This window comes from Pseudomonas asplenii, from assembly GCF_001293465.1.
In the GTDB taxonomy this organism is placed as follows: Bacteria; Pseudomonadota; Gammaproteobacteria; order Pseudomonadales; family Pseudomonadaceae; genus Aquipseudomonas; species Aquipseudomonas fuscovaginae_B.
Window position 1 is genome coordinate 166,288 of sequence record NZ_JSYZ01000026.1, and the last position, 6,677, is coordinate 172,964.

At 55.4% G+C, this 6,677-nt stretch carries 9 protein-coding genes and 1 pseudogene; 7 read left to right on the top strand and 3 right to left on the bottom strand.

Annotated elements, in window-relative coordinates:
* The first annotated feature begins 23 nt into the window (after window positions 1–23).
* The 6 genes and pseudogenes from PF66_RS28435 (at window position 24) to PF66_RS28460 (ending at window position 3,655) form a co-directional block, all read left to right on the top strand.
* Window positions 24–1,349, top strand: coding sequence for a hypothetical protein (locus PF66_RS28435; protein ID WP_054064516.1), 1,326 nt, complete (start codon window positions 24–26; stop codon window positions 1,347–1,349).
* A gap of 120 nt (window positions 1,350–1,469) precedes the next feature.
* The gene (locus PF66_RS28440) at window positions 1,470–1,757 is read left to right on the top strand and encodes a barstar family protein (protein ID WP_054064517.1); all 288 of its coding nucleotides are present in this window, start codon (window positions 1,470–1,472) and stop codon (window positions 1,755–1,757) included.
* A gap of 53 nt (window positions 1,758–1,810) precedes the next feature.
* Window positions 1,811–2,344, top strand: a complete 534-nt coding sequence (locus PF66_RS28445; RefSeq protein ID WP_054064528.1) for a hypothetical protein — start codon at window positions 1,811–1,813, stop codon at window positions 2,342–2,344.
* 90 nt (window positions 2,345–2,434) lie between these two features.
* Window positions 2,435–2,902 (top strand): hypothetical protein, encoded by a 468-nt coding sequence (locus PF66_RS33570; protein WP_241494478.1) that lies wholly within the window; start codon window positions 2,435–2,437, stop codon window positions 2,900–2,902.
* 108 nt (window positions 2,903–3,010) lie between these two features.
* A pseudogene (locus PF66_RS34095) lies at window positions 3,011–3,385 on the top strand (DUF6896 domain-containing protein); the annotation flags it as partial.
* Window positions 3,386–3,454: 69 nt separating this feature from the next.
* The gene (locus PF66_RS28460) at window positions 3,455–3,655 is read left to right on the top strand and encodes a hypothetical protein (protein WP_054064530.1); all 201 of its coding nucleotides are present in this window, start codon (window positions 3,455–3,457) and stop codon (window positions 3,653–3,655) included.
* Between the two features lie 94 nt (window positions 3,656–3,749).
* On the opposite strand, the gene PF66_RS28465 is transcribed toward PF66_RS28460, so the two are convergent.
* Window positions 3,750–4,103, bottom strand: coding sequence for a DUF6124 family protein (locus tag PF66_RS28465; protein WP_054064518.1), 354 nt, complete (start codon window positions 4,101–4,103; stop codon window positions 3,750–3,752).
* Between the two features lie 477 nt (window positions 4,104–4,580).
* On the opposite strand from PF66_RS28465, the gene PF66_RS28470 reads away from it, so the two are divergent.
* Window positions 4,581–4,946, top strand: a complete 366-nt coding sequence (locus PF66_RS28470; protein WP_054064519.1) for a DUF3742 family protein — start codon at window positions 4,581–4,583, stop codon at window positions 4,944–4,946.
* Between the two features lie 5 nt (window positions 4,947–4,951).
* Here PF66_RS28470 and PF66_RS28475 read toward each other — a convergent pair whose 3' ends face one another.
* Window positions 4,952–6,478 carry a conjugal transfer protein TraG N-terminal domain-containing protein gene (locus tag PF66_RS28475; protein WP_054064520.1) on the bottom strand — a complete coding sequence of 509 codons (1,527 nt, stop codon included), beginning with the start codon at window positions 6,476–6,478 and terminating at the stop codon, window positions 4,952–4,954.
* Window positions 6,475–6,642 carry a hypothetical protein gene (locus PF66_RS28480; RefSeq protein WP_193394239.1) on the bottom strand — a complete coding sequence of 56 codons (168 nt, stop codon included), beginning with the start codon at window positions 6,640–6,642 and terminating at the stop codon, window positions 6,475–6,477. The genes PF66_RS28475 and PF66_RS28480 overlap by 4 nt, the downstream gene beginning before the upstream one ends.
* Window positions 6,643–6,677 lie beyond the last annotated feature (35 nt).

Below are 6,677 nucleotides of genomic sequence, written 5' to 3' on the forward strand. Positions count from 1 at the left end.
CCTTCCCTTCAGAGCCGTTCACCATGAAGCTACCTTGCGAGCTTGCAGAGCACTTCGACAATCTCACCGCGATGCACGAAAAGCAGACCCTACTCGCATTTGAAGGCGATTTTAGCGGTTGCGGAAAATTCGATCTGATAACCGAATGCTTTCTGGAAAACGACCCAATATTGTTCGAAAAAGCTATACCCTGGCTGCAGGATTTGGTTCAGCAGGAGGATCTCGTCAATAACATAGTGCGCCTTGAACGCCACAGGATTAAATCCGAGCTGGCGTTGTACGATACCGACTCTGACTCATTCTACATTCAACACTGGGAGAGAGAGCTTAAGGAACTGTCCATTGGAAGAATACGTGAGAAGGCCCTAAAGTCCTTCGACGAATTTTGTTCTACCTTGTTGGCGGCAAAAGATTTCAGCCATCGCCAGTGTGGGGAAAATTATTATCTCACCAGCCTGCTACGCATCGTCTATGACGCGCATCGTACGGAGTTACGAGAGCAGCGCAGATTCTCGCGGCCACCACAGAAGAATACACTGCTCTACCAATTTTACACGGATGAAGGTGTAGATCTTTTCGAAAGTGATGCACAGTACAGCAAGTATAGTCTGTACTCGATTACTGACGATGTTGAGTTACTGATAGGCTTGCCCAGTAGAATCTTTGACCGACAAAGGCACGTGCAGTTGTTCATCAGCACCCCAGAGCACTTACTTGAGCTGTTCAAGTGCCTGCGACAGGTCGGTCTCATTGAAGACCTCTCACTGCTACCCAGCGACAATGTCTTGGTGAAAACGGACAAACAGTATTTTTTCGAGTTCGGCATCAAGGAAATTTGGCTCCCGCTGACGCTAGACAACGTGGTGCGACAACAGAGTGGGGCAGTGCAGCGCACAGTTCTGCGGACCAGTGACATTTCCACCGAAGGCGCTGTATTACAGCCTTCGGTTTCGATCTTCTATGGGCAAGACAGCAACGACAAAATCTGGTGCTCAATCACTGCAGAGAGTATGACCTTCGAGGAAATTGCCCAAGTACCGGAACTGCTCGAGGACTGTGCTGTGACCCAGATGATTCACCTGGAGTATTTCGTCAACGGTGACCGGCTGTGTGTCTCGCATATCGATCATGAATACATTTTCTATACTCATGATGAGTTCGACCGGCGCGACAGTGATCACAGTCAGAAAGGTAATGCTCGAAAGCGCTTGAAGACCTTCAAAATCGACCGCTCGGCTGTCCCTTTCTTGCTGGACGACGGGACGCTTTTCGTCCATACGCTCATCGAAGCCTATTTTGATAAACCTTACCTAATCAGAGATTTCCTGCTTGACCTGATAGCTCCGTGAGTGCAATCGCCAACTGCACACCCCAAGATACACCGGGTTGGGTGTTTCGCTATTCGATTGGCTCGGTTAGCAACGTACCGGCGATCCCTCGGACGGCAACAACCTTTAGGAACTACCTAGATGAAGAGGCTTTCTCTTGTCGAAGTCGATTTGAGCGATGTGACAAGCTCCGATGCACTGCACTCCCTATTGAGCCATGCCTTGGGTTTTCCCGGTTGGTACGGCTGCAACTGGGACGCCTTCTGGGACGCTATAACCGCCCTGGTCCCGATGCCACTGCAACTGAAGCTCCTGGGTTGGGAGAGCTTTTCCAGGCGCTTGCCAAATGATGCCAGATTGCTGAAAGAATGCCTGGATGATATGCAGGCGCAGTACCCTGAAGATGCATCGGATGTCGAGTTCGGTTGAGCTGAGGGCTGGCCCTACACCCTAGAGTGTCACCACATCCATTGGAAGACCAAGTGCCCATCGATACGCAAGCCATTGCCACATTCCGCGTGCTGCCCCAGAGCCAACTCGACGAAGAGGCGTTCGATGACTACCCCGTCTGGTCGGAGTATTACGACCACGAGGAAATCGATGATGTCGTGCGATGGGGACTGGATCGGGAACTGGTCCTCCAGTTGTTCAAGGTGAACGCCGCCGGCAACGAGCACTGCGTCTACACCCTGCTGGAATCCAATCCATTTCCACTGCGGATGCGCCTGTTCGTGCGTGCCTCGATCGAGACGGCCGATGGGAAGCGCCTCAAGGGCTACGTGGTGAATGAGGACGCTTACTGCCTCACGATCTTCCATGAAGGTGAGAGCTTCCACTTCAGCACGCATCCGTTGCTGAAGGATCTGAACCAGGAGCACGAGAGGGCTCTGCTGGCTGCCCTTGGTAACGAGGCGCAGGTCTTTCCCGTCAGGTACCACACCGAATTCAACGACACCGACGGCCAACTGATCGCCGGGACATTCCTCTATGGCGGGCAGAGCGCTTCAATCGGGTAATGCATCGGGTGGGCAGGACCATGGACCCAGTAGCCGGCATTCTGTAGCCTGCCGGGAGCATGGAATCGAACACGGAAGACAGCCCCCTCAATGAACCGCCTGACCATCGTTCAGCACACCTCCAAATACATCACCCAGCCATACCCGACGTTCGCCATTGATGGCCTGCCGTTTGAGGTCTGGCTACCGCAGCAAAACCCAGACACGGAGATGGACCTGGTGAGCGCGCATTGGGGGCTCGACAACGATAGGGATGTCGAGCTGATCTGGGACCGGAGCTATTCAACGGCCCCAGGCTGGAAAACGCTGGTTCCGCTGCTGGTCTGCTCGGAGGACCTGGATCTGAACTGCGCTGTCGTGGCGGTCGAACAGGCAGCGGATCAAGAGCGTATTCATTGGCAGCGGTTCGGGGTAATGCGCGGCTGGATACATGACGCAGACCCCGAGGTCGATTGGTTTGAGGGCGTGGCGCCAGTCTCGTTCCAGAGGGCGGAGTTCATGAGCGCCCTGGACAGCTTTCGCAAGGTCATTGGCCTCAAGCTCGACTGGTACGACTAACGCGAAACCCTCGAGCATTGGCACAGGCTCAGCCACCGCCGATAGCACCTGTCCACGCAGTCGTCTCCCTGCTGAGGGAGCGACCCACTTCCTGCCGTTCGAGACTCCATGAATACCCAACTTGCCCGTTTGATTTCTGACTACCAGGCCAGCGTCCGAATGGCCGTGCAGCTCATGCAGCGCTCGGGTTTCGAACTGCCGGCGACCCCTACCGATTGGTTGGCTGCTGACATTCCCGAGCAAGGAACGCTTGAGGGCGGCGTACGCTACTTCAAGTATGGCCACGGCTGCGCCGTTCTGCTTTCCACGGGTGCTGTGAGCTTTGACTTTGGGGCACAGGGACAGATCGACGGTTTCAATGTGGGACGGCTTGCAGGCTTTGCAGCATCCCGATTGCCCGGGTACGGCTTTGCGACGGAGGATGCGCTCAAGGCGTGTTTCAAGGCTGAGGTGGAGCAGGGCGCGCTGGTGTATTCAGGGGATGTCCTCTACTACGTTGCCGGTGCGGCTCATTCATACGCCGTCGACCTCTACGCGGGCAGCCCATCGCGGCTGGAAGTTGAGAGCGCCAGCTACCACGAGTTTCTCGAACGATGGGAGCAGGGCTTGTTTGCTGGGCAGCGACTGGGCCAGGCGTTCTACAACCATTTTCGCCTGCATCGACTCGCTGACCAGGCCTGTTTACAGGGCCTGTATGAGGCCGACGGCGATAAAGCCCGTGCTCTGATTTCTCGGGTTTTTCAGATCCGCTAGCACGGGGCGCCGGCATCGGCGTCAGGCCCGACGGATACGAGTAGAGCGGGAAGCTGTGCTCCTGCTTCCCGCTTTTCCCTGAAGCCCGTCGTGATCAGCTGCTGGCGCTGATCGACTGCCCATTCAGGAACTGATCCATCCTCGACTGCGCCAGCTCAATCAGGTACACCACGCCCATCGCCACCTTGCGATTGGGGCCGGTCTGGTTGTCGGCGTTCTCATAGGCCGTGGCCGCGGCCGACTGCAGGATTGAGTGGATGTCGACCAGGACCTCTTCTTGGCCGAGCAGCGTAGGTGAGTTGCATGGCGGTATCACTGCGGGCAGAGGATTGGGCTCCGTACCTGCATCCGGGCCGAGGTTGTGGTGGGCCAGTGCTCGATCGGCGATGCGGGAGTCGATGATTGCTGCGTTGTGTTTCGCCGGCGGATTGGGGGTTACTTTGAACATGTCTGCACTTCCAATGTTAAGTGGAACTGCCTGCGTCGCGACTAAACGAGTGGGAGGCAGCTGTACGCAGGTTAGTCGTACCGGAACATTGGGAACCCGGCGCGCTCGAAAGCGCCCTACGCACAGCCACCATCAAGGAGGGCACAGAAATGCCCGATTGAGAGGTGACGCTTGTGCGACCAATGTAAATTTCCAGGCGACTAAACCTGATCACTGATGAGCAGTGACGAGCCGAAGACTAGCGGCGAGAATGGACGCAAAACAAGCACTTGGAATTCTCTCGGAAATTTCACTCAACTGAAAGAGAGTTATCTTGCAATTGGCGGAATAAGCCAAAATATTGTGCTCTTGCTGCCGAATCCACTGCTATTTGGGAATAATCCTACAAGCCCTTATTGATGCCCTCTGCCAAGCTGATTTGAACGTCGTACCAACAGGCCGTACGACGAGTGAAATCTCAATCGCGAGGTCAGAAGCATGGCTACTGCAAAAAAGAAAAAAGGACTTTCCTTCCGTATCGGCTTTGCCTTCGGGAGGCTCTCGTCTGGCTACCGCAAGCTTGAGGAGCCAGTGCTCCGTTGGATGATGAAGAAGGGCATGCCCGCCACGTTGGCGAGCTTGCTGGGTGGGCTGGTCCGGCTGTCCTTGATTGGTGCGTTCTTATACTTAGCTTTTTGGATCGCAATGGCAGTAATTGCTATTATTTTGGCTAAGGAAATGATTGCTAATGAATCTGACGCGGAGGAAGAAGGGGTTGTAGAGAGCTTTAATGATGACAACCTCTTTCCCGACCCTTACTCCCTTGAAAATATTAACGATCCGGCCTTTCATCGTAATCCGTAACTGGATTACTTTCGATTGCTCTTTAGTGAATTTCTTATCTTCCTCTCTAGTATGTCCTTACCTTTACCTCCGTGCTGAAGCGGGTTATTCACTCCCTCTGCTACGCCTTTGAGAAATTGACCTGTTTGGAGCCCGGTCCAAGTTAACGATGTCATCCAGAAAGAAGGCAACACAAGAAACATTGCCCCCATCACCATACCCAACAAAAAATCAGCCTGCTCATTGTTCAACCCCATCAACGGGTTCAGGTTCGCATGAGGCGAGCCGGACCCGTACAAGGCATCGAAGATGGTGCTGTCCATCCAGCGTGCCAACTGGAACCAGAAATCCACAAAGATCAGTGCGAATTGCACTACCGATATCGTGACCAGCGCTTTCAAGTCGTAGCTGCCGAGCACCAGCACCAACGGAATGCAGATCACCAGCGCCATCTTCAAGAAGGCCATGATCATCGGCAGCGCCTGGCGCACCACATCCATGGCCGGCATGTTCGTCAGCGTGCCCATGGTCGTTCCCACTGCTCCTGTTACCCTGGCGGCAACGTCAGGTATCGAGGAACCGATCCTTCCGCCGTAGTCGGTATAGACCTTGCCCTGAGTCATTTGCTGGTTCCTCGGCGACACCACCTGCCGAATGAGCGCCTCGTCCACCTTGTCCTTGCTGGTAAAGGTGGCCCACTTTGTGAAGCGCTCCAATAGGGAGCTGTCCACTTCGGCAAGTAGTCGGCTTTTCAATCCCTCCTTTTCGTCACTCCACCACTGCTTGCACGTCGGGTAGCCGCCACCGCTGGGTACTTTCGCCAGGCCCGCGTCCCGCTCTGGATCGTAAGGCCATGCGTCGCGTGGAGTCTTGGAATGATAGGTGTCGTAGAAGCCCGTGTTCTGCAGGAAATACCGCGAGCCAATCCAGTTGGTGTCGTTGGTCTGCTCCTCGGTCAGGGTCGGTTGCTTCATGAACAGCTTGGCCCGGGAGTAGCCATAGCAGTTGTCGACGAAATCGGCCACCTCCTGGGCCAGCAGCGGGTTTTTCAGGCGAGTGTTGTTCACTTCCATGCGCATCTGCCGCAGATCCGTCCCGCAGGGAATGGCGGCCACGGCGGCACCACTGATCGCTTTGGATACCGAATGCACAAAGAACCACCAGATCGGCACTTTCGCACTCTGGCCGTTCAGGGTGGTGAAGGACTTTGACCAACCGGTATTCTGGGGCAGGGGGGCCTGATGCTGACACTGTTCCGAACGACTCTGGTCGAACTTCAGGGTGCTCAGGCTCACCGTGATGAAGGGCACCCCGGCGAACATCACCACCGCAGTCGCCAACCACAGGCGATGCTCGATGCTGGCGCTGGCCGCCAGCGCCGCATCAGCACCACCGCCTTCCTCTCGGCCCCTGAACCATTCCTGCAGAATGATCACCAGGAACGGCAACGCGAAGAAGCCTGAGTCCATCAGCACGTTCCAGATGCCATTGCTGACCAGCCAACCCACCAGGGTCAGGTAGAACTCCAGGTAGTCGTTGGTGTAGAGCGTCATACCAGGCTCTCCCACAACGCACTGATCCGCACCAGTTCGATCAGCAGGATGCCGAAGACCGCAGTCACTTCAGCCCTTTTGACAGTGTGGAGAAAGACCGGTTGAACCTTGAGCGTCCGGCGGCGAAACCACACCCAGCCCCATGCAGCGAAACCGAAGAACACGATGCGAGCGATCAGGTGTCAACGCCAACCCAAAA